The following is a 20841-nucleotide window of genomic DNA, read 5'->3' as shown; positions in this document are numbered from 1 at the left end:
ACCGCGCTGGCCGACGCGCCGCACCTTCATGTGCAGCGCGCGGTCAGCGCGGTGCGGCACGATCGGAGGGTGGCGAACACTCGTACGCGGCCGAGCCGACCTCGTCGTCCGCCCGTCCGGCGGCGTCGCCCCACCGCTCGTGCCCGGCAGCTGCGTCGCCGTCGCATCGCCTTCGGCATCGTCGCGGCCGTTCTGGTCTCTCTCGTCGTGCTAGCCGTCATTCCGCTGGTCTCCCTCACCAGCGCGTGGACGACGGCGTGGAACACCGAGCAGCGTCGTCAGGCGATCGACTTGTCGAGCTTCGACCCGGGCACTCTGATCAGCGACGAGGCCTTCTACGACGGCGATGCCATGACCGCCGACGAGATCCAGAGCTTCCTCGACGACCAGGTGGGGGAGTGCGGCAACGATTCGTGCCTGTCGGTGTTGCGCACGGATCTCCCCGCTCGAGGTCCGGTCGTGTCGGATGCCACGGGCCAGACCGTCTGCGACGGCTACGACGGCGGCTCGCTCACGGCGGCCGAGATCATCGACCGCATCCAGCGCGCGTGCGGGATCTCGGCGAAGGTGATCCTCGTCACGTTGCAGAAGGAGCAGAGTCTCGTCGCCGGACGCGTTGCGCGCTCACCTTCGGCCGAGCAGCTCGGCGCGGCCATGGGCGCCCGCTGCCCCGACGACGCGGCGTGCGACCCGGGCATCGCGGGCTTCGCCCAGCAGGTCGCGCAAGGCACCACCGACCTCAAGTCGTACAGCGCCTCGGACTTCATGCGTCAGCCCGGCACCCATTACCTCGCGTATTCGCCCGATCCCGCGTGCGGGGGCTCCGACGTCGCGATCGCCAACGAGGCCACGGCGGCGCTGTACAACTACACGCCCTACCAGCCGAATCCCGCGGCCCTCGCGGCACGGTGGGGCACCGGAGACGAGTGCTCGTCGTACGGCAACCGCAACTTCGCGCTGTACTGGGCGCTCTGGTTCGGCTGAGCACCCAATCCCGTCGAACCCAGGTCCCTGAGCCTGTCGAAGGGACCGGAAGTCGCGCGAGGCCTCCCCTCTCAGAACCCAGGTCCCTGAGCCTGCCGAAGGGACCGGAAGCCGCGCAGTCCCGCCCCACGCCGAACCCAGGTCCCTGAGCCTGTCGAAGGGACCGGAAGCCGGGCGGGGCCTCCCCACGCCGAACCCAGGTCCCTGAGCCTGTCGAAGGGACCGGATGCCGCGCGGTCCTTCCCCGCGCCGAACCCAGGTCCCCGAGCCCGTCGAACGTCCCGAACCCCCCGCGCCCGACGCACATCGGAATCACAGTGTTGTGATTTCGTTATGAGCGGGCGATAATGGCCGGGACAACCGAACAATCGCCACACTCCATCACAGGTCGTAGGGGAAGACGTACCTGACGAAGGAGAGACCATGGCGATCACGTCTTCGCGCGGAGTGATCCTGATCCACTCCGCGCCCCGCGCGTTGTGCCCCCACCTCGAGTGGGCGGTAGGACGCGCCCTCGGCCGTGCCGTCAACTTCGACTGGGCCGAACAGCCCGTGCTGACGGGCAGCCGCCGCGCGGAGTTCTACTGGGAGGGCCCGGTGGGCTCCGGTGCGGCTCTCGCCAGCGCCATCCGCGGCTGGGAGCACCTGCGGTTCGAGGTGAGTGAAGATCCCACGCCCCGCAGCGACGGTGGCCGCTGGATGCACACGCCGGGTCTCGGCATCCACTTCGCTCAGACCGATGCGGCCGGCAACGTCGTCATCGGCGAAGACCGGGTGCGCTACGCCATGGAGGTCGCCGCGGGCGATGCGTTCGAGCTGCAGCGCGAGCTCGACGTCGCGCTCGGTTCGGCCTGGGACGAAGAACTCGAACCTTTCCGGCACGCCGGTGACGACCAGCAGATCGTCTGGCTCCACAAAGTGGGCTGAACGCGTCTGCCTCATGCGTCGGACGGGGGAGGCGCCACTACCGGAGGCCGGTGTTCACACCCGGCACCGGGACCGCGTATCCCTCGCCTGACATGCAGAACGCCCCCTGGCATCCCCGATCGCAGTCGGGGGGATGCCAGGGGGCGTTCTCGTACGGTCAGACCGAAGCGATCGCGACGACGGCGTTGTGACCGCCGAAGCCGAACGAGTTGCTGATGGCCAGCTGGTCGCCGGCACCGAGCTCAACGGGCGAGCCCGAGAGCGCGAAGGGAACGTCCGGGTCCTGCTCGGTCAGGTTGATGGTGGGGGGCGCGACGCGGTTCTGCAGGGCGAGCACCGTGAAGATGGCCTCGAGAGCGCCCGTGCCACCCAGCAGGTGGCCGGTCGACGCCTTGGTCGCCGAGACGGGGATCTCGTCGACGCGGTCGCCGAACACCGCGCGCAAGGCCTTGTACTCGTTCGGGTCACCGACGGGGGTCGAGGTGGCGTGGGCGTTGATGTGGGTGACGTCGTCGACCGACGCGCCCGCCATCTCGAGCGCCAGGTGGACGGCGCGCGCGGCGCCGTGCCCCTCGGGGTCGTTCGCGGTGATGTGGTACGAGTCGGCGGTGACGCCACCGCCCACGATCGAGGCGTAGATCTTGGCACCGCGGGCCTTGGCGTGCTCCTCGGTCTCGAGGATCAGCACGCCCGCGCCTTCGCCCATGACGAAGCCGTCACGGTCGACGCTGGCGGGCCGCGACGCGGTCTCGGGCGAGTCGTTGCGCTTCGACAGGGCCTGCATCGAGGCGAACGACGCGATGGTGATCGGGTGGATGGCCGATTCGGTACCGCCGGCGATGACCACGTCGGCGAGGCCGTCGCGGATGTGCTGCACGGCGTTGACGATCGACTCGGTGCTCGAGGCGCACGCCGACGCCACGGTGCGCGCGAAGGCGCGGGCGTTGAAGTGCAGCGAGAGGTTTCCGGCCGCCGCATTCGGCATGAGCATGGGCACCGTCATCGGCATGACGCGACGCGGGCCCTTCTCGCGCAGAGTGTCCCACGCGTCGAGCAGCGTCCAGACGCCGCCGATACCGGTGGCGAAGTCGACGCCGAGGCGGTCGGGGTCGATGTCGGGGGAGCCGGCGTCTTCCCAGGCTTCTTTGGCCGCGACCATGGCGAGCTGCGACGAGGGATCGAGCCGCTTGGCGACGGGTCGCTCGAGCACGGTCTCGGGACGCACGAGCGCCTCGGCGGCGAAGGTGACGGGCAGGTTGTACTGCTCGACCCACTCGTGCTCGAGGGAACGGGCGCCGGAGGTTCCGGCGAGCAGGGCGGACCAGCTCTCGGGTGCCGTTCCGCCGATGGGCGAGGTGGCTCCGATGCCGGTGACGACGATGCGGGGTGTGCTCATGAGCGAAAAATCCTTGGTGCGGCCGACAGGTCGTGACCGGTGGGGGCCGGAGCCCCCACCGGGAGGTGTCAGGACTGGTTCGACGTGATGAAGGTCACGGCGTCGCCGACGGTCTTGAGGTTCTTGACCTCGTCGTCGGGAATGGTGACGCCGAACTTCTCCTCGGCGTTGACGACGATCGTCATCATCGAGATGGAGTCGATGTCGAGGTCGTCGGTGAACGACTTCTCGAGGGCGACCTCGTCGGCCGAGATGCCGGTCTCGTCGGTGATGAGCTCGGCAAGGCCCGCGAGAACCTCGTCGTTGGTGAATGCCATGATGTCTCCTGTTTCTTGGGGGCGGGCCTGTCAGGCCCCGATCAGTCTAGGGTTCGACGCCGACGCGTCAGGGGAGGACGACGACCTGCGCGCCGAACACGAGTCCGGCGCCGAAGCCGATCTGCAGCGCGAGGCCGCCGCTGAGCTCGGGGTGCTCCTCGAGTAGGCGGTGGGTGGCGAGCGGGATGGATGCCGCCGAGGTGTTGCCCGTGGTCTCGATGTCGCGACCGATCACGACGGTTTCGGGCAGGCCCAGCTGCTTGGCGAACTCGTCGATGATGCGCATGTTCGCCTGGTGCGGCACGAAGGCGGCGAGGTCGCCGGGTTCGATGCCGGCGGCCTCGATCGCCTGACGCGCGACCTTGACCATCTCCCAGACGGCCCAGCGGAAGACCGTGGGGCCCTCCTGGCGCAGGGTCGGCCACGGGGCGAGGCCGTCGCGGAAGTCGGTGAGCGTGGCGTTCATGCCCACGGCATCCGCCTTCGATCCGTCGGAGCCCCAGATGGTGGGACCGATGCCGGGCGTCTCGCTCGGACCGACCACGACCGCACCCGCGCCGTCGCCGAGGAGGAACGAGATGCTGCGGTCGGTGGGGTCGACGACGTCGCTGAGCTTTTCGGCGCCGACGACCACGACGTGCGTCGCCAGGCCGGCCCGCACGAGGGCGTCGGCCTGGCCCACGCCGTAGGCGAAGCCCGCGCACGCGGCGTTGAGGTCGTAGGCCGCGGCCGGGTTCGCCCCGATGCGGTCGGCGACGATCGCCGAGGCCGACGGCGTCTGCTTGGGGTTGCTGATGGTCGCCACGATCACGGCGTCGATGTCCTCGGGCGCGACGCCCGACTTCTCGACGGCTTCGCGCGCGGCCTCGGTCGCGAGGTCGATGGCATCCGTGTCTTTGTTCGCGCGCACGCGCGTGACGATGCCGGTGCGCTGGCGGATCCACTCGTCGCTGGAGTCGATGGGCCCCACGAGGTCGTCGTTGGGCACGAAGTTCTCTCCGCGCGCGGCGCCGTAGGCGTAGATGCGCGTGTGGGCGGCTCCCTGCAGCTGACGGAGGGTGGGGGTGCTCATGCCTGGTCTTCTTTCAGGAGTGAGACGGCCGCGTCGAGGTCGTCGGGGGACTTGACTGCCACGGTGGGGGTGCCGCGCAGTGCTCGCTTCGCGAGGCCCGTGAGGGCGCCGGCGGGCGAGAGTTCGATGATGCCGGTCACGCCCTGCTCGGCGAACGAGGCCATGCAGCGGTCCCAGCGCACGGGAGACGAGACCTGGGCGACCACGAGGTCGAGCGCGCGACGGCCCTCGGTCACGACGGAGCCGTCGGAGTTGGTCCACAGCGTCGTTGCGGGGTCGGACACCTGCACGTCGGCGGCGGCGGCGCGCAGCGTCTCGACGGCGGGCTCCATGAAGCGGGTGTGGAAGGCGCCGGCGACCTGCAGGGGGATCACACGGGTTCCTTGCGGCGCCTCGGCAGCGAGCTCGGCGAGGGCGGGCAACTCGCCCGCGGCCACGATCTGTCCGCCGCCGTTGTAGTTGGCGGGGGTGAGTCCGAGCGCGTCGAGGCGCTCGAGTACGGCGGTCTCGTCTCCGCCGACCACCGCGCTCATGCCGGTCTCGACGGCGGCGGCGGCCTCGGCCATCGCACGGCCGCGGAGTCCGACCAGGCGCAGCGCGTCCTCGTCGGAGAGCACTCCGGATGCCGCCAGCGCGGCGATCTCGCCGACCGAGTGCCCCGCGACGCCGGCGACGGCGGCCGTGGAGCGGTCGTTCAGCGCAGACCACGACAGCAGGCTCGCGGCGACGATCAGCGGCTGGGCGACGGCGGTGTCGCGGATCTGATCGGCATCCCACTCGGTGCCGGCGGCGACGAGGTCGACGCCCGCCTGCTCCGAGAAGGCCTCGAGGCGCTCGCGCGCTCCATCGAGTTCGAGCCACGAAGTCAGGAAGCCGGGGGTCTGCGAGCCCTGTCCCGGGAAGACGGCAATGATCACGTTTCCATCCTGCCAACGATCGGGCCCGCGCTTATGGAGATATCGACACAGATATGCGGCGTGTCTTTGTGCGCGCCGTGCATCAGCGGGCGCATTCCGCGTTCGGTGTCCAGGACATGCCGGGCGTCGCCGACCGGAAACGGCGCGTCGTGGACACTCGACGGATGCCACGCCTCAGCGCGAAGCGGACGGTCGCCGACTGGCGAGCCCGCGACGCCGCGTGGCGTCGGTGCCGATCGAGCCGAGGATCAGCGCGGTCTGCAGGATGAGCGCTTCGCGCGGCCCCGTGGCATCCCACCCGATGACCTCCGACACGCGCTTGAGGCGGTACCGCACCGTGTTCGGGTGCACGTACAGCTCGCGCGCGGTCGCCTCGAGCGAGCGCCCGTTGTCGAGGTAGCTCCACAGCGTCGCCACGAGATCGGCGCTGTGCGCCTGCAGCGGCCGATACACGCGGTCGACGAGCGTCTGCTTGGCGACGGCGTCGCCGGCGAGGGCGCGCTCGGGCAGCAGATCGTCGGCTTCGACCGGGCGCGGGGCGTGTCTCCAGGCGCGGGCCACGGCGAATCCGGCGAGGGCCGCGCGGGCGCTCTGGCCCGCGTCGACGAGGGCAGGAACCGGGGGGCCCAGCACCAGATGACCCGACCCGAAACCGGGTTCGAGGCGCTTGGCGATCTCGGGGAAGGGGAGTTCGACGCCGTCCTCGCCACTGCTGCGGGCGGGCAGATCGGCGCGGCCGACCACGAGCACGAGACGCGAGCCCTGCACCCCGATGAGCACGTCGACGCCGAGCTTGCGCGCGGTGCGGCGCACCTGGTCGACGTCGAGTTGCGGGGGAGTGGTGCCCACCAGCACCGCGACTTCGCCGTGCCCATGCCAGCCGAGCGCGGCGATGCGGCTGGGGAGCTCGTCGTCGGCCTCGCCGGTGAGGATCGAGTCGACCACCAGCGCTTCGAGCCGCGCGTCCCACAGGCCGCGGGCCTCGGCGGCGCGCGCATACACGTCGGCGGCGGCGAAGGCGACCTCGCGCGAGTACGACAGCATCGCCTCGCGCACCTTCTCGCTGCGGCCGGCGACGCGCTCCTCCATCACCTCGACGGTGACGCGCACGAGCTGCAGGGTCTGGGTGAGGCTGACGCTGCGCAGCAGCTCACGAGGAGCCGCGGCGAAGATGTCGGCGGCGATGGCCGGAGTGGATGCCGGCTCCTCGAACCACTGCAGAAACGAGGTGATGCCCGCCTGGGCGACGAGCCCGACCGCCGAACGCCGGGCGGGAGGCATCTCGGCGTACCAGGGCAGCGTCTCTTCGAGGCGCTGGATCGTCGCCGTCGCGAGGTCGCCCGAGATGCGGCGGAGCCAGGTGAGGGTGTCGGCCTTCTCCTGTGCGGCGGCCGCGATCGCGCCCGCAGACCGGTCGGGCCCGGCCCCGCCCGTGGAGGCGGAGCCGGACCCGTCGGTGGTGCTCGTCACGCGCTCAGGCCTCGCCACCCGCGTTGCCGCTGGTGCCGGCGTTGACGTCGTGCAGGCGGTACTTCTCGATGGCCTGACCCACGACCGCGCGGTCGACCTTGCCCTCTTCGGCCAGCGCCTGCAGGGCGCGGACGGCGAGCGAGGGGCCGTCGATCTTGAAGAAGCGACGGGCCGCGGCACGGGTGTCCGAGAAGCCGAAGCCGTCGGCGCCGAGGGTCCAGTAGTTCTGCGGAACCCACTGGCGGATCTGATCCTGCACCGCGTGCATCCAGTCGCTGACGGCGACGACGGGGCCGTCGGCTTCCTTCAGCTTGTCGGTGAGGTAGGCCACGCGGGGCTCTTCCTCGGGGTGCAGGAAGTTGTGCTCGTCGGCGGCGAGACCGTCGCGGCGCAGCTCGCTCCACGAGGTGACCGACCAGACGTCGGCCGTCACTCCCCAGTCGTCCTTCAGCAGGCGCTGGGCCTCGAACGCCCACGGCACACCGACGCCCGAGGCGAGCAGCTGCGTGCGGGGGCCATCGCCCTCACCGGAGGAGATGTGGTGGATGCCGCGGACGATGCCGTCGACGTCGACCCCTTCGGGCTCGGCCGGCTGCACGTACGGCTCGTTGTAGACCGTCATGTAGTACATGACGTTGGGGTCGGGGTGGTTGCCGCCGTACATGCGCTCGATGCCCGAGCGGACGATGTGCGAGATCTCGTAGCCGTAGGCCGGGTCGTACGACACCGTCGCCGGGTTCGTCGAAGCGAGCAGCTGCGAGTGACCGTCGGCGTGCTGCAGGCCCTCACCGGTCAGGGTGGTGCGACCGGCCGTGGCGCCGATGATGAAGCCGCGTGCCATCTGGTCGCCGGCCGCCCACTGGGCGTCGCCCGTGCGCTGGAAGCCGAACATCGAGTAGAAGACGTAGACCGGGATCAGCGGCTCGCCGTGGGTCGAGTACGCCGTGCCCGCCGCGGTGAACGCCGCGAGGGCGCCCGCCTCGTTGATGCCGACGTGGATGATCTGGCCCTGCGGGCTCTCCTTGTACGCCAGCAGCAGCTCGCGGTCGACGGAGGTGTAGTGCTGGCCCTTGGGGTTGTAGATCTTCGCCGTCGGGAAGTACGCGTCCATACCGAACGTGCGCGCCTCGTCGGGGATGATCGGCACGATGCGGTGACCGAAGTCCTTCACCCGCAGCAGGTCTTTCAGCAGTCGCACGAACGCCATGGTGGTGGCGATCTCCTGCGTGCCGGAGCCCTTCTTCGGCAGCGCGTAGGCGGCGTCGCCCGGCAGCTCGAGGCCGACGTGCGTGGTGCGACGCTCGGGCAGGAACCCGCCGAGCGAGCGACGACGCTCGAGCATGTACTTGATCGTCTCGTCCTGCTCACCGGGGTTGTAGTACGGCGGCTGGTACGGGTTCTCGTCGAGCTGCGCGTCGGTGACGGGGATGTCCATCGCGTCGCGGAAGGCCTTGAGGTCGTCGAGCGTCAGCTTCTTCATCTGGTGGGTCGCGTTGCGGCCCTCGAAGTGCGGTCCGAGGCCGTAGCCCTTGATCGTCTTCGCCAGGATGACGGTGGGCTGGCCCTTGTGCTCCTTGGCCGCCTTGAACGCCGCGAACACCTTGCGGTAGTCATGGCCACCGCGCTTGAGGCCCCAGACCTGCTCGTCGGTGTAGTCCTTGACGAGCTCGAGGGCGCGGGGGTCGCGACCGAAGAAGTTCTCGCGCACGTAGGCGCCGTTCTCGGCCTTGTAGGTCTGGTAGTCGCCGTCGGGGGTGCTGTTCATGAGGTTGAGCAGCGCGCCCTCGGTGTCGCGGGCGAGCAGGTCGTCCCACTCGCGGCCCCAGACGACCTTGATGACGTTCCAGCCGGCACCGCGGAAGAAGCTCTCGAGCTCCTGGATGATCTTGCCGTTACCGCGGACCGGGCCGTCGAGGCGCTGGAGGTTGCAGTTGACGATGAAGGTCAGGTTGTCGAGGCCTTCGTTCGCCGCGACCTGCAGCTGTCCGCGGCTTTCGACCTCGTCCATCTCGCCGTCGCCGAGGTAGGCCCAGACGTGCGAGTCGCTGACGTCCTTGATGCCGCGGTTCGACAGGTACTTGTTCGACATCGCCTGGTAGATCGCGTTGATCGGACCGAGGCCCATCGACACGGTCGGGAACTGCCAGAACTCCGGCATGAGGCGCGGGTGCGGGTACGACGGGATGCCGTGGGGCGCCTGCGACTTCTCCTGACGGAAACCGTCGAGCTGCGCCTCGGTGAGGCGACCCTCGAGGTAGGCGCGGGCGTAGGCGCCGGGGGAGGCGTGGCCCTGGATGAAGATCTGGTCTCCGCCCGACGGGTCGTCGAGGCCGCGGAAGAAGTGGTTGAAGCCCACTTCGTACAGCGCTGCCGACGAGGCGTAGGTGGAGATGTGGCCGCCGACACCGATGCCGGGGCGCTGGGCGCGGTGCACGGTGACCGCGGCGTTCCAGCGGATCCACTTGCGGTAGCGGCGCTCGAGCTCCTCGTCACCGGGGAACTCGGGCTCGTTCTTCTGCGAGATCGTGTTGATGTAGTCGGTGGTCGGAACCATCGGCACGTTCAGGTGCAGTTCTTTCGAGCCCTTCAGCAGGCTCAGCATGATCTCGCGAGCGCGAGCCGGACCCTTCGCCTGGACCAGCTGGCGCAGGGATTCCTGCCACTCCCCGGTCTCTTCCGGGTCGCTGTCCTGCGGCCCCTGCGAATACGGATCCTGGTCGTGAACAGTCACGGAAGACCTTTCGTCGTCTGGCAGGTCATGCCAGAGAATCGCCATACGAGTGCGGCAACCCTTGTTCGCTCCGCACAATCAACCAGCGTCCAGCCTAGCGAGTCGCGACGACATCGGCTGCGCGCGGCGCTGGCGGGCCCGCCTCGGGTCACCGTGACGGTTCGACGTCGAGACGACGCGCCCTGTGCCAAGACATAGAGCGGCGGATGCCGTGTGCCGACGCGCCCGCCCGGTGCGGACGGTCGACCGGTCTAGCCTGAGCGCGTGAGCACGCACGAAGGGTTCCGCACGAGGCCCGAACACCGCTGGCCGGTCTTGATCGCCCTCGGCGTGGGCACGGGGCTCTACGCGGTGCTGCCGAGCGAGGCCAGCGGCATCCTGCGCTATGTCGTGGTGGTCGTCGGCATCCTGTGCGCGATTCCGATGGTCGTGACGAACCCTTCGCGTCTGACCCGCGACTCGCGCATCGGCCGCGTGTTCGCGATCGCGTTCACGGTGATCCTGCTGGTCGCCAACCAGATTGCGTTCTTCCTGCTGGTGAACCAGCTGCTGCAGGGGCAGGGGAGCGGCGCGTCGACGCTGCTCGGGGCGGCGCAGGTGTGGGCGATCAACGTCATCGGCTACGCCGTCGTCTATTGGGAGATGGACCGCGGCGGTCCCATCGCCCGCCGCCGCGACGCGCGCGCCGAGCTCCCGCCCGCCGACTTCCAGTTCCCCCAGGACTCCGACCGCGACGCGGTGAGCGAGGTGGCGCGCCGCTCGTCCGACACCGAGGACTGGGCGCCCGGCTACGTCGACTACCTGTACTTCTCGGCATCCAACGCCATGGCCTTCAGCCCCACCGACGTCATGCCGCTGTCGAGCAGGGCGAAGCTGTTCATGATGGTGCAGGCGGTGTCGGGCTTCATCCTGCTGGCGCTGGTCATCGCGCGCAGCGTGAACATCCTGAACTAGCGCGACGCCGTCAGCCAGGCTCCGTCTGACAGCAACTCCTGTAGCTCGTTGACGAGGCGCGCCGCGTGAAAGCCGTCGGCCACGGCGTGGTGCACCTGCAGGGCGAGCGGTATCAGCACGCGGTCGCCGCGCTCGACGTATTTGCCGAGAGTGAAGATCGGCGCCAGGTGCGACGACCCGTTCTCGATGTTCAGAGTGAAGCCGGTGAAGCTCGTCCACGGGACGCTCGAGACGTCGAAGGTGTTGAGGGGCGGCTCACCCTGCGGGAAGAAGTCGAGGCTGTCGGCGTATTCCGCGATCGTCTGCTCCGCGCTCTCGTGGAATGCGGCGAAATCGGAAAGATACGGAACCCACAGACACGCGAAGGTCTCCCGGGCGGGGTGGAAGACGGTGAAGGCGGGGTGCACGCGATCCCAGACGGCGGGCGCGCCGGCTTCGTCCAGCCGCATGCGGAACTCGTCCCGCCGGTTCACGATCGACGCGATCGCCCAGATCTGCGCGATGTAGGTGCGACGGCCCGACGCGCGCACGGCCGCCACGAAGTCGGTGACGTCGATCTCGACGGTCAGCGCGTAGGTGCACGGCGACGTCCGCAGGTAGTGCTCGAAGTGCTGACGCCGGGGCCACCTCTCGAGGTCGATCGGGATGAGCTGGTCCATCCGCCCATGATCCCAGGATGGGAACGGAGGGCGCGGCTCGAAGGGGTGGGCCCTGCCGGGATCGAACCGACGACATCCACGGTGTAAACGTGGCGCTCTACCAGCTGAGCTAAAGGCCCTGGTGCCTCGAGTCTAGCCCGGTAGACGCCGCACTCCTGGGGCGTGGTGTCCGGATGCCGTGACCCCACCGACCCCGCCGCGGAGCGATGCGGGCGTCGGCACGCGCGTACCGCGGATGTCGGAGGCCCGGGGTAGCGTGGGGGACGTGAATGCCGATCCCGCCGACCAGCGCAAACTGCTCGACCTCGCCGACCTCGACGCGCGTATCCACCGTGACGAGAAGGTCGCCGGCAACCCGCCTCAGGCCGTGCGCGTGCGCGAGCTCATCGCGCAGCGGGCGAGCCTCACCCAAGAGCTGACGACGCGTGCCAACGCCCGCGACGACATCAACGCCGAGCTGAAGCGCCTCGAGTCCGACGTCGCCGTGGTCGATGCCCGCATCGCGCGCGACACCGAGCGTCTCGCCGCGTCGTCGAACCCCAAGCAGGCTCAGGGCTTCGAGAGCGAGCTGACCTCGCTCAAGCGCCGCAAGGGCGACCTCGAAGACATGGAGATCGCGCTCATGGAGCGCCTCGAGGCAGCGGATGCCGCTGTCGCCGAGCAAGAGGCAGTGATCGCCGACACCAACGCGCAGGGCGCTCAGCTCAGCGCCGAGGCGAAGACCACCGTCACTGACGCGAGCACACGCCTCGACGGCGCGCGCCGTGACCGTGACGCCGTGGCCGCCTCGATCCCCGCCGACCTGCTCGGGCTCTACGAGCGTCTCGCGTCGCGCGGTAACGGCGCCGGCCTCCTGCGCGGCGGCGCGTGCGAAGCGTGCCGCATGGTGCTCCCGCCGAGCGATCTCGCCGTCGTCCGCCGCGCGCAGACCGACGAGGTCGTGTTCTGCCCCGAGTGCGGCGCGATCCTCGTCCGCACCGAAGAGTCCCGATGACCCGAGACGGCCGTGGCCTCTGACACGGTCGTCGTCGCTCGCGCGGCATCCGGGTCACTCGTCCTGATCGACCTCGACGCCGACGCGACCCCGGTCCGCTCCGTCGAAGTCGACGACCTCGTTACGGCCGTCCACGAGCGCGAGCAGGCGGGCGACGTCCGCTGGGTCTGGCCCGACACCGCGTCCGCCTACCCGCCGTTGCTCGATGCCGGCGTGCGCGTCGCGCGCGCGTGGGACCTGCGGCTCGTGCACGCGATCCTGCGCGACGCCGTCGCGGTCACCGACGACGCCGGACTCCGCCGCGCGACCGCCTGGGACGCGGCCTCCAGCGAACCCGACGCGGGCGACGCCCTCTTCGACCTGGGGGAGTCGGCATCCGGGGTCCCCGAATCCGCCGACGAGGCCGTCGCCGAATACCGACGTCAGCACTCCGCCCTCGCCGCCTCAGCGACCCCCGGCGCGCTGCGGCTGCTGGCCGCCGCCGAGTCCGCCGGTGCGCTCATCGCCGTCGAACTGCACACCGCGGGCGTGCCGTGGAGCATCGAGGCGCACGAACGCCTACTCGAGGCCGAGCTCGGGCCGCGGCGCGGCGGCGGGCTCCCGGAACGCATCGAGCAGACGGCCGCCGTCGTCCGCGACGCCCTGGGCGACCCGCGGGCCTCTCTCGACTCGCAGCCGCGTCTGCTGCGCTCCCTGCACCGCGCCGGCCTGCTCGTGCAGTCGACGAGTCGGTGGGAACTGTCGGAGCACGATCACCCCGCCGTCGCCCCGCTCATCGCCTACAAGAAGCAGATGCGCCTCTACACCGCGAACGGCTGGGCATGGCTGGCCGAATGGGTGCGCGACGGTCGCTTCCGCCCCGTCTACGTGCCGGCCGGCGTCGTCACCGGGCGGTGGGCGTCCTCGGGCGGGGGCGCCCTGCAGATCCCGCGCGCGCTGCGCACCGCGGTGCGCGCCGACCCCGGCTGGACGCTCGTGACCGCCGACGTGGCCCAGCTCGAGCCCCGCGTGCTCGCCGCGATGGCGCGCGACACGGCCTTGGCCGAGGCGGCCGCCGGGCGCGACCTGTACGCGGGCATCGTCGACCGCGGAGCCGTGGCGAGCCGCGCCGAGGCGAAACTCGCGATGCTCGGGGCGATGTACGGCGCCACGACCGGCGAGAGCGGCCGACTGCTCCCGCGGCTGCGACGTACCTTCCCGCGCGCGATGCAACTCGTCGACGACGCCGCACGCACCGGCGAAGAGGGCGGCGTCGTGCACACGTGGCTCGGCCGCACCTCGCCGGCGGCGGGGGAGTCGTGGCGCGCCCTGCAGTCGCTGGCGAGCGAGTCGGCGGCATCCGGGATCGACGAGAACCGCGCCCGCCGTTCCGCGCGCGATCGCGGACGCTTCACCCGCAACTTCGTCGTGCAGGGCACCGCCGCCGAGTGGGCCCTGGCCTGGCTGGCCGACCTGCGGGGGCGCCTGGCGGCGTTCCCCGAGACGGATGCCGATGCCCCGGCCGCGGCATCCGGTGCGGTGTTCGCGCGACGACCGCACCTGGCGTTCTTCCTGCACGACGAGATCGTCGTGCACACCCCGATCGAGCACGCGGATGCCGTCGCCGAGGCGGTGCGCGAAGCCGCAGCCGCCGCCGGGCGTCTGCTGTTCGGCACGTTCCCCATCGACTTCCCGCTCGACCTGCGCATCGGCGCGACCGCGGAGAAGGGCTGAGGACGCTCACCGGTAGACTGGCCGATGCGAATGGGTCGGCTGGACGGTCGCGTCACGGGTTCGCCCGTGCCGAGGAACGTCCGGGCTCCACAGGGCAGGACGGTGGGTAACGCCCACCCGGAGCAATCCGCGAGACAGTGCCACAGAGAGCAGACCGCCCCACGGTCCCTGAGCTTGTCGAAGGGCCGCGGGGTAAGGGTGAAAGGGTGGTGTAAGAGACCACCGGGGTCGTGGTGACACGACCCGCGAGGTAAACCTCGTCCGGAGCAAGGCCAGACAGGGGATGACGACGCGGCTCGCCGAGTCCCCGGGTAGGCCGCTGGAGCGGCACGGCAACGTGTCGCCGAGAGAGATGACCGTCCACGGGGTTCCTGAGCTTGTCGAAGGAACCCCCGGACAGAACCCGGCGTACAGGCCGGCCCATTCGCCCCCGCACACGACGACGGCCCCGCCCGCTCCCTCGAGCGATGCGGGGCCGTCGTGGCGATCGGCGGGTTACGCCCCCGGACCCGAGTTGTATCCGCCTGCCGGCGGCGCCATGCCCCCACCCGGAATGCCGCGACGCGCGCGCTCTTCGTCGGCGCGCAGGATGCCGTTCTTCACCGCGGTCCGCATGATCAGGTACGAGACCCAGATCGCGAGCGCGAGGATCGCGATGTAGACGATGAACCCGATGATCAGAACCCCGATGCCGAGTCCTGCGGCCGCGCCGCTGTAGTCGTTGCTCACGATGATTCCCCCTCTGTGTCGTGCGCGTGGATGACGCTGACACTAAGGGGCGGCAGGGGAGGGGCGCATCAGGTTTGACCCGCGCAGCGCGATTCGGTACGGATGCGCGCAGCGTCCACCACCCATCGAGTGTCGGACATATGTTCTACACTCGAACTCGGCCGGGGAAGGGGTCCGGCGCATGGGTTCGACGAGGGTCAGCGATGAGATGGTCGCTCGGGTACTGGCATCCATCGCCCCCTGCACGCTTCAGCCCGAGACCTGGGGCGCGCGCCCCATCGAGTGGTACGCCGACAAGCGCCCGGTGTGGGCGTGGGTCACGTGGCCGAACCGCGCCGCCACCCGCGAACCCGCGTGGGCGACGGGCGGCAACGACCGCGTCGTGATGCTCGAGGTGCCGTGCGAGGGCGGGCACTGGGCGCCGGTCGTCTGGCGCAATGCCGTCAGCGTGCGTCAGGTCGCCGCCGCCTGAAGACGTTTCCGGATGCCGTGTCCTCAGCTCGGGTCGGCCTTCGGTGCCACCGCCGGCAGCGCCTCGGGCACCGGCACGGCGAGCGACGCGGCGCCGATGATGCCCGCATTGTTGCGGTGCTTCGCCGGCAGGATCGGGGCGCGCAGCTTGAGCAGGGGCAGGAAGTGCTCCGAGTGCTTCGACACGCCGCCGCCGACGACGATGAGGTCGGGGCTGAAGAGGAACTCGACGTAGTCGTAGTACCACTGCAGGCGCTTCGCCCACTTCTCCCACGACAGCTCTTCGCGCTCCAGCGCGGAGTACGCGGCGAAGTGCTCGGCGTCTCTCTTGTGGCCGGCGCGCTGCAGGTGACCGAGCTCGCTATTGGGCACGAGCACGCCGTCGTAGATCATGGCCGAGCCGATGCCCGTGCCGAGGGTCGTGAGGATCACGAGGCCGTCCACGCCCTTGGCCGCGCCGTAGCGCACCTCGGCGATACCGGCGACGTCGGCGTCGTTGGCGAAGTGGATGTCACGCGAGAGGCCGTGCTCGAAGAACTTCTCGGCCTCGAAGCCGATCCACGACTTCGACACGTTCGCGGCCGAGAGCGTCTGGCCGTTCTTCACGATCGCGGGGAACGCCACGCCCAGGGGCAGGTCGTCGGGGGCCTCGAGGGTCTCGAGCACCTGCCTCACCGCGGCCAGCACGTCGGCCGGCTCCGCACCCTCCGGCGTCGCGACCTTCACCCGGTCGCTGACGAGCTCCCCGGCATCCAGATCCACGATTCCGGCCTTGATGCCGGTTCCGCCGATGTCCACTCCGACCGCGCGAGATGCATTCGTTGCCATACCCCTCAGCCTAGCCAGCCGGACGGTCGGGATCAGTAGGATCGGGGGAGCACCGGCGGTTCGCGCCGAGGGGCGCGACCCATGTGAGGAGCCATCGTGAGCGACGAGAACAAGCAGTACTGGTACAACCTCGAGACCGGCGAGGTCGAGCAGGGGTTCGAGTCTCCGGCGGTCGATCGTGCCGGCCCCTTCGCCACCGCCGAAGAGGCCGCTCAGGCTCCGGAGCTGCTGAAGAAGCGTTCGCAGCAGTGGGCCGAAGAAGAGGCCCGCGACGACTGGGGCTCCGGCTCCGCCCGCTGAACGCCCACCGAAACGAGGGATGACGATGGACAAGCAGCGCGATTTCGTCTTGCGCACGATCGAGGAGCGCGGCGTCAAGTTCGTGCGCCTGTGGTTCACCGACGTGGTCGGCACGCTCAAGTCGGTGGCGATCGCCCCGGCCGAGGTCGAGGGTGCCTTCACCGAGGGACTGGGCTTCGACGGCTCGGCGATCGAGGGGCTGACGCGGTCGTACGAGTCCGACCTGCTCGCGCACCCCGACCCCACGACCTTCCAGATCCTGCCGTGGCGCGGGGAGATCGACCCGACCGCGCGCATGTTCTGCGACATCACGACGCCCGACGGGCAGCCGGCGGTCGCCGATCCGCGGCACGTGCTCAAGCGCACGCTCGCCAAGGCCGCCGATGCCGGGTTCACGTTCTACACGCACCCCGAGATCGAGTTCTACCTGCTGAAGTCGTCGCAGCTGGGTCCCGACGGACGCCCGCAGCCCGTCGACTCGGCCGGCTACTTCGACAACGTCCCCGGCGGAACGGCGCACGACTTCCGTCGCCGGTCGGTGCGCATGCTCGAAGACCTCGGCATCTCGGTCGAGTTCAGCCACCACGAGGGCGGCCCGGGCCAGAACGAGATCGACCTGCGGTATGCCGACGCGCTGACCACGGCCGACAACATCATGACCTTCCGCACCGTCGTGAAAGAGGTCGCGATCGAGCAGGGCGTCTACGCGACGTTCATGCCGAAGCCCATCAGCGGTCAGCCGGGCAGCGGCATGCACACGCACCTGTCGCTGTTCGAGGGCGACATGAACGCCTTTTACGAAGAGGGCGGCCAGTACCAGCTGTCGAAGGTCGGGCGTCACTTCATCGCGGGCCTGCTGCGTCACGCCAACGAGATCTCGGCCGTGACCAACCAGTTCGTGAACTCCTACAAGCGACTGTGGGGCGGCGACGAGGCTCCGAGCTTCATCTGCTGGGGCCACAACAACCGCTCGGCTCTCGTGCGCGTGCCGCTGTACAAGCCCAACAAGGGGCAGTCGACGCGGGTCGAGTACCGCGCGCTCGACTCCGCCGCCAACCCCTACCTGTCGTACGCGCTCATGCTCGCGGCCGGCCTCAAGGGCATCGAAGAGGAGTACGAGCTCCCCGCCGAGGCCGAAGACAACGTGTGGTCGCTGAGCGACTCGGAGCGCCGCGCCCTCGGCTACGCGCCCCTTCCGGCGAGCCTCGACCACGCCCTCGAGTACCTCGAGGAGTCGGAGCTGGTCGCCGAGACGCTCGGCGAGACGGTCTTCAAGTACGTGCTGCTGAACAAGCGTCGCGAGTGGCAGCAGTACCGCGCTCAGGTGACGCCGTTCGAGCTGGCCAGCAACCTCGAGGCGCTCTGACGGAGGGTCCATGACCTCGGGCGATCGGTCGACCGCGCTCACCGCGCTCGCCCGCACCGGCTTCTCGCGGCTCGCCGAAGCAGATTCCCTGCTCGGCGAGCTCGAGGAGCAGCTCGGTGTGGAGCGGGCGGATGCCATGGCGCTCGCGCAGCGTGTGGCCGACCCCGATCGGGCGGTGCTGGCGATCCTGCAGGTCGCCCGGCGCGACAGGGAGGCCGTTCGCGCCGTCTCAACCGACGCCGGCGCGTGGCGTGCCCTGTGGGATCTGGTGGGCGCGTCCGACGGGTTCGCGGAGTTCTACCTGCGTCACCCCGACGAGCTGGTGCACCTCTCGGGTGCCGGGCTCACCGTGCCCGACGAGCAGACGATGCGCGCCGAGCTTCTGGCATCCGTGCACGATGTCGACGGGTTCGCGGAAAACGCGACGGATGCCGCGTGGGTGGCGCTGCGCGTGCGCTATCGGCGCTTGCTGGCCCGCATCGCGGCGTACGACCTCGGCCAAGACGACCCGGCCGGCGCGATCAGCGTCGTGTCGTCGGCCCTCGCCGACCTCGCGGGGGCGGCCCTGGAGGCGTCGCTCAGTGTCGCGCGTGCGCGGGTGAGCGGCGCGGGGCCCGGCGCGTTCCCGCGCGAGCAGGTCGAAGCAACGCGCTTCGCGATCATCGCGATGGGTAAGACCGGCGCGCGCGAGCTCAACTACGTCAGCGACGTCGACGTGATCTTCGTCGGCGGTTCGGCCGACGAAGAGGTGGTGTCCGAAGCCCGTGCCATCGATATCGGTACACGCCTCGCCGTGCAGACGATGCGCGGCATCTCCGGCGCCGAGATCGAGCCTCCGCTCTGGGAGGTCGACGCGAACCTGCGCCCCGAGGGCAAGCAGGGCGCCCTGGTGCGCAGCCTCGCCTCGCACGAGCAGTACTACGCGCGCTGGGCGAAGAGCTGGGAGTTCCAGGCACTGCTGAAGGCCCGGGCGATCGCGGGCGATGCGACGCTCGGCGCCGAGTACGTCTCCGCGATGCAGCCCCTGGTGTGGCACAGCGCGGAGCGCGAGAACTTCGTCGAGGGCGTCCAGCGCATGCGCGAGCGCGTCACCGACAACATCCCCGCGGCCGAGGTCAACCGTCAGTTGAAGCTCGGGCCCGGCGGCATCCGCGACGTCGAGTTCACCGTGCAGCTGCTGCAGCTCGTGCACGGCTTGACCGATGAACGCATCCGACAACGCGGCACGCTCGAAGCCCTCGACGCGCTGGTCGCCGAGGGGTACATCGGCCGCACCGAGGCCGAGGCCTTCGGCCGCGACTACCGCCTGCTCCGCCTGCTCGAGCACCGTCTGCAGCTGCGCGGCCTGCGCCGCACGGCGCTGCTGCCTGAAAAAGACGACGACCTGCGGGTGCTCGCGCGTGCGTCGCGGCTGGCCGACTCGGCATCCGGAGTGCAGGCCGTGTGGGAGGGCATCAAGCGCGAGGTGCGCGACATCCACGTGCGCCTGTTCTACCGCCCGCTGCTGTCGGCGGTGGCCGCCCTTCCCGAGGGCGAGCGCACGTTGTCGACCGCGCAGGCCCGCGATCGCCTCGCCGCGATCGGCTTCCGCGACCCGGCCGGCGCTCTGCGCCACATCGCCGCCCTCACCAGCGGACTGAGCCGCAAGTCGACCATCCAGCGGCACCTCATGCCGATCATGATCCGGTGGTTCGCCGACGGGGTCGATCCCGACTACGGGTTGCTGGTCTTCCGTCGCATCAGCGAGCGCCTCGGCAACACCCCGTGGTTCCTGCGGATGCTGCGCGACTCCGCCGGGGCGGCCGAGAGCCTCACGCGGGTGCTCTCGGGCTCGCGCTACATCGGCGAGCTGATGGAGTGGATCCCCGAGTCGGTCGCGTGGCTCGACGACGACGCGCTGTTGCGCCCGCGCTCGGGCAAAGCGCTCGAAGAAGAGGCGCGCGCGATCCAGACGCGCTGGCAGAACATCGACGACGCAATGCGGTCGGTACGTGCGCTGCGACGTCGCGAGATGCTCCGCGTCGCGATGGCGGCGGTGCTGGGCACGGTGTCGCTCGAAGAGCTGTCGGATGCGCTCAGCACGATCACCGAGGTCACGATCCAGGCGACCCTGCGGGCCGTCCGGCGCGTGGTGGTGCCCCCGGAAGACGACGACCTCGACTTCGCGATCATCGCGATGGGGCGCTTCGGCGGTCGCGAGCTCGGCTTCGGGTCGGATGCCGACGTGATGTACGTCTACCGGGCGAACGGCGTCGACCCGCAGCGCGCGAGCCAGTTGGCCCTCAAGATCGTCGCGGGCGTGCGCGAGCAGTCGGAAGACCACCGTCTGCCGCTCGATCTCGATGCCGAGCTCCGACCCGAGGGTCGCAGCGGCCCCCTGGCGCGCTCGCTCGACGCATACGCCGAGTACTACCGGCGCTGGTCGCTGTCGTGGGAGGCCCAGGCACTGCTGCGGGCGCGCGGTGTCGCCGGAAGCGTGAAGCTGATCACCGCGTTCATGGAGCTGGCCGACGAGGTGCGCTACCCGGTCACCGCCGACCAGAACGGGCTGCGCGAGATCCGCCGCATCAAGGCCCGGGTCGAGAACGAACGACTGCCGCAGGGCGCCGACCCCGCGCGTCACCTCAAGCTCGGCCCGGGGTCGCTGAGCGACGTCGAGTGGCTCGTGCAGTTGTTGCAGCTGCAGCACGCGCGCGCGGTTCCGGGCATGCGCACGACCTCGACGCTCGACGCGCTGAGCGCGGCGGCCGACGCGGGCATCATCGAGCACGACGCCGCCGACAAGCTCGCCGCGGCCTGGCACCTGGCCAGTCGCCTGCGCTCGGCGAACACCCTTCTTTCGGGCCAGACGAGCGACGTGCTGCCGGTCGACCGCGGAAAGCTCGACGGCATCGGCCGCATTCTGGAGTACGCGCCGCGCTCGGCGACGCAGGTCGAAGAGGACTACCTCGGCGCCACCCGCCGGGCACGCCGCGTGTTCGACAAGCTCTTCTACGGGTGAGATCGGCCGATG

Annotated in this window: 18 protein-coding genes, 1 tRNA gene and 1 other RNA gene; 10 read left to right on the top strand and 10 right to left on the bottom strand. The window is 70.2% G+C overall.

Annotated features, from left to right (window positions below):
• Nucleotides 1-69 precede the first annotated feature (69 nt).
• Nucleotides 70-984, top strand: a complete 915-nt coding sequence (locus FS769_RS11790; protein WP_144833620.1) for a hemagglutinin — start codon at nt 70-72, stop codon at nt 982-984.
• 423 nt (nt 985-1407) lie between these two features.
• Nucleotides 1408-1911, top strand: a complete 504-nt coding sequence (locus FS769_RS11785; RefSeq protein WP_144833619.1) for a DUF3145 domain-containing protein — start codon at nt 1408-1410, stop codon at nt 1909-1911.
• A 157-nt stretch (nt 1912-2068) separates the two neighbouring features.
• Here the strand turns inward: FS769_RS11785 and FS769_RS11780 are convergent, their stop codons facing one another.
• The 6 genes from FS769_RS11780 to aceE form a co-directional block, all read right to left on the bottom strand.
• Nucleotides 2069-3307, bottom strand: coding sequence for a beta-ketoacyl synthase (locus FS769_RS11780; RefSeq protein ID WP_144833617.1), 1239 nt, complete (start codon nt 3305-3307; stop codon nt 2069-2071).
• 68 nt (nt 3308-3375) lie between these two features.
• Nucleotides 3376-3624, bottom strand: coding sequence for an acyl carrier protein (locus tag FS769_RS11775; protein WP_022880558.1), 249 nt, complete (start codon nt 3622-3624; stop codon nt 3376-3378).
• Nucleotides 3625-3691: 67 nt separating this feature from the next.
• Nucleotides 3692-4696, bottom strand: coding sequence for a beta-ketoacyl-ACP synthase III (locus FS769_RS11770; RefSeq protein ID WP_144833615.1), 1005 nt, complete (start codon nt 4694-4696; stop codon nt 3692-3694).
• The gene (locus FS769_RS11765) at nt 4693-5613 is read right to left on the bottom strand and encodes an ACP S-malonyltransferase (protein WP_144833613.1); all 921 of its coding nucleotides are present in this window, start codon (nt 5611-5613) and stop codon (nt 4693-4695) included. Before FS769_RS11765 ends, FS769_RS11770 begins: the two co-directional genes overlap by 4 nt.
• Nucleotides 5614-5787: 174 nt before the next feature.
• Nucleotides 5788-7011 carry a CdaR family transcriptional regulator gene (locus FS769_RS11760; protein WP_144833794.1) on the bottom strand — a complete coding sequence of 408 codons (1224 nt, stop codon included), beginning with the start codon at nt 7009-7011 and terminating at the stop codon, nt 5788-5790.
• A 76-nt stretch (nt 7012-7087) separates the two neighbouring features.
• Nucleotides 7088-9814: a pyruvate dehydrogenase (acetyl-transferring), homodimeric type gene (gene aceE, locus FS769_RS11755; RefSeq protein WP_144785112.1), complete on the bottom strand. Its 2727-nt coding sequence runs from the start codon at nt 9812-9814 to the stop codon at nt 7088-7090.
• A 264-nt stretch (nt 9815-10078) separates the two neighbouring features.
• Here aceE and FS769_RS11750 point away from each other — a divergent pair, with 264 nt between their 5' ends.
• Entirely contained in the window at nt 10079-10768 is a 690-nt protein-coding gene (locus FS769_RS11750; RefSeq protein ID WP_144833611.1) for a DUF1345 domain-containing protein, read from the top strand.
• On the opposite strand, the gene catA is transcribed toward FS769_RS11750, so the two are convergent.
• A complete protein-coding gene (gene catA, locus FS769_RS11745; RefSeq protein WP_144833609.1) occupies nt 10765-11427 on the bottom strand; it encodes a type A chloramphenicol O-acetyltransferase in 663 nt (220 codons plus the stop codon). The two genes, FS769_RS11750 and catA, sit on opposite strands and share 4 nt — an antisense overlap.
• Before the next feature lie 46 nt (nt 11428-11473).
• A tRNA-Val gene (locus tag FS769_RS11740) sits at nt 11474-11546 on the bottom strand.
• A gap of 146 nt (nt 11547-11692) precedes the next feature.
• On the opposite strand from FS769_RS11740, the gene FS769_RS11735 reads away from it, so the two are divergent.
• The 3 genes from FS769_RS11735 (at nt 11693) to rnpB (ending at nt 14561) form a co-directional block, all read left to right on the top strand.
• Nucleotides 11693-12421, top strand: coding sequence for a zinc ribbon domain-containing protein (locus tag FS769_RS11735; RefSeq protein ID WP_230704662.1), 729 nt, complete (start codon nt 11693-11695; stop codon nt 12419-12421).
• Between the two features lie 12 nt (nt 12422-12433).
• On the top strand, nt 12434-14134 hold the full coding sequence (locus tag FS769_RS11730; protein ID WP_144833605.1) for a bifunctional 3'-5' exonuclease/DNA polymerase: 1701 nt from the start codon (nt 12434-12436) through the stop codon (nt 14132-14134).
• Nucleotides 14135-14165: 31 nt separating this feature from the next.
• Nucleotides 14166-14561, top strand: an RNA gene (rnpB, locus tag FS769_RS11725) — RNase P RNA component class A.
• Between the two features lie 68 nt (nt 14562-14629).
• On the opposite strand, the gene FS769_RS11720 is transcribed toward rnpB, so the two are convergent.
• Nucleotides 14630-14863, bottom strand: a complete 234-nt coding sequence (locus FS769_RS11720; RefSeq protein ID WP_144833603.1) for a hypothetical protein — start codon at nt 14861-14863, stop codon at nt 14630-14632.
• A gap of 181 nt (nt 14864-15044) precedes the next feature.
• On the opposite strand from FS769_RS11720, the gene FS769_RS11715 reads away from it, so the two are divergent.
• Complete coding sequence (locus FS769_RS11715; RefSeq protein WP_144785099.1) at nt 15045-15335, top strand: hypothetical protein; 291 nt, start codon at nt 15045-15047, stop codon at nt 15333-15335.
• Nucleotides 15336-15358: 23 nt separating this feature from the next.
• Here FS769_RS11715 and ppgK read toward each other — a convergent pair whose 3' ends face one another.
• Nucleotides 15359-16162, bottom strand: coding sequence for a polyphosphate--glucose phosphotransferase (gene ppgK, locus FS769_RS11710; RefSeq protein WP_144833601.1), 804 nt, complete (start codon nt 16160-16162; stop codon nt 15359-15361).
• Nucleotides 16163-16258: 96 nt separating this feature from the next.
• Between ppgK and FS769_RS11705 the strand changes: the two genes are divergently transcribed.
• Genes FS769_RS11705 through FS769_RS11695 form a run of 3 tightly spaced genes read left to right on the top strand, consistent with a single transcriptional unit; the run spans nt 16259 to nt 20829 of the window.
• Nucleotides 16259-16462, top strand: a complete 204-nt coding sequence (locus tag FS769_RS11705) for an SPOR domain-containing protein (RefSeq protein WP_186325528.1) — start codon at nt 16259-16261, stop codon at nt 16460-16462.
• Between the two features lie 25 nt (nt 16463-16487).
• Nucleotides 16488-17828, top strand: a complete 1341-nt coding sequence (gene glnA, locus FS769_RS11700; protein ID WP_144833792.1) for a type I glutamate--ammonia ligase — start codon at nt 16488-16490, stop codon at nt 17826-17828.
• A 10-nt stretch (nt 17829-17838) separates the two neighbouring features.
• Nucleotides 17839-20829 carry a bifunctional [glutamine synthetase] adenylyltransferase/[glutamine synthetase]-adenylyl-L-tyrosine phosphorylase gene (locus FS769_RS11695; protein WP_144833597.1) on the top strand — a complete coding sequence of 997 codons (2991 nt, stop codon included), beginning with the start codon at nt 17839-17841 and terminating at the stop codon, nt 20827-20829.
• The last annotated feature ends 12 nt before the right edge of the window (nt 20830-20841 follow it).

The organism is Microbacterium sp. BH-3-3-3 (genome assembly GCF_007679045.1).
GTDB classification, from domain to species: domain Bacteria; phylum Actinomycetota; class Actinomycetes; order Actinomycetales; family Microbacteriaceae; genus Microbacterium; species Microbacterium algihabitans.
This window is presented reverse-complemented; position numbering and strand designations above follow the sequence as displayed.

Bases quoted from the DNA above. Each gene is read 5' to 3' on its own strand.
- FS769_RS11785 (WP_144833619.1), top strand. From the start codon at position 1,408: ATGGCGATCACGTCTTCGCGCGGAGTGATCCTGATCCACTCCGCGCCC.
- FS769_RS11780 (WP_144833617.1), bottom strand. From the start codon at position 3,307: ATGAGCACACCCCGCATCGTCGTCACCGGCATCGGAGCCACCTCGCCC.
- FS769_RS11775 (WP_022880558.1), bottom strand. From the start codon at position 3,624: ATGGCATTCACCAACGACGAGGTTCTCGCGGGCCTTGCCGAGCTCATC.
- FS769_RS11770 (WP_144833615.1), bottom strand. From the start codon at position 4,696: ATGAGCACCCCCACCCTCCGTCAGCTGCAGGGAGCCGCCCACACGCGC.
- catA (WP_144833609.1), bottom strand. From the start codon at position 11,427: ATGGACCAGCTCATCCCGATCGACCTCGAGAGGTGGCCCCGGCGTCAG.
- FS769_RS11715 (WP_144785099.1), top strand. From the start codon at position 15,045: ATGGGTTCGACGAGGGTCAGCGATGAGATGGTCGCTCGGGTACTGGCA.
- ppgK (WP_144833601.1), bottom strand. From the start codon at position 16,162: ATGGCAACGAATGCATCTCGCGCGGTCGGAGTGGACATCGGCGGAACC.
- glnA (WP_144833792.1), top strand. From the start codon at position 16,488: ATGGACAAGCAGCGCGATTTCGTCTTGCGCACGATCGAGGAGCGCGGC.
- FS769_RS11695 (WP_144833597.1), top strand. From the start codon at position 17,839: ATGACCTCGGGCGATCGGTCGACCGCGCTCACCGCGCTCGCCCGCACC.